At 18.1% G+C, this 965-nt stretch carries 2 protein-coding genes; both read right to left on the reverse strand.

Translation table 4 applies throughout. The annotated features are described in order from the left end of the window. The coding region (locus EHV01_RS05985; RefSeq protein ID WP_422066666.1) for a lipoprotein at positions 1-242 on the reverse strand (242 nt) is incomplete at its 3' end. Between the two features lie 323 nt (positions 243-565). After that, positions 566-955, reverse strand: coding sequence for a lipoprotein (locus EHV01_RS05990; protein WP_422066667.1), 390 nt, complete (start codon positions 953-955; stop codon positions 566-568). Positions 956-965 lie beyond the last annotated feature (10 nt).

The following is a 965-nucleotide window of genomic DNA, read 5'->3' on the forward strand; positions in this document are numbered from 1 at the left end:
TTTTTTTCATTATAATGTTTTCAAATAATAAAATAATATTTATTATCAAAATTACTTTTAAAAGCATTATAATCATTAACTAATTTTCAATTACTATTTTTTGGTGGTTGTTGTGGAATAAATTGTTGTTTAGTTTGGTTTTTAAGTTTTTTGTTTTCGTTTGTTGGATTACAAGCAATAATATTGGTTGATATTATAGTAGATAAATATATTGTTCCTAAAATCGATAATATTTTTTTCATGTTAATTTACTCCTTTGATTATATATATTTTATCTTATTTTTTGTTATAATTTTAATATAATAATTTATTTAAAATTGTCTAAAAATACTTCTCTAAAAAAAATACTAAGCTGGTTTAATGGTTAGTATTTTTTATTTGTAAGAAAAAGGAGAAGAAGAGAAGAGATGTTCTCTCTTAAAAAATTTTATAAAGTAAATTTGAGATATAAAATAAATGATTATACAGTAACAAATTATTTATATTATTATGTTATTTATTTTGTATTTAGACAGAGAAATTTATTAGAATGTTTTAAAAAATAAAAATAGAATTTATTAAGATTCTATTTTTCATTTCAATTTGTAATTTCACCAGTATTTTTATTTATAGTTGGTAATTGTAAATTAGTAGGTTCATTGTTTAATTTTCATTTATAAATAATATCCATTGGATATCCTGTATTACTTCCAAAATTTTTTGAACTATTAATTTTTTCTATTCTTCAATTATTAAAACTTTTATATATTATAATATATCATCCAGTATCTCTTTCAATATATTTATTTGTTATTAATTTTCAATTACTATTTTTTGGTGGTTGTTGTGGAATAAATTGTTGTTTAGTTTGGTTTTTAAGTTTTTTGTTTTCGTTTGTTGGATTACAAGCAATAATATTGGTTGATATTATAGTAGATAAATATATTGTTCCTAAAATCGATAATATTTTTTTCATGTTAATTTAT

The organism is Spiroplasma sp. hy2 (genome assembly GCF_044714365.1).
Classification (GTDB): domain Bacteria; phylum Bacillota_I; class Bacilli_A; order Mycoplasmatales; family Mycoplasmataceae; genus Spiroplasma; species Spiroplasma phoeniceum.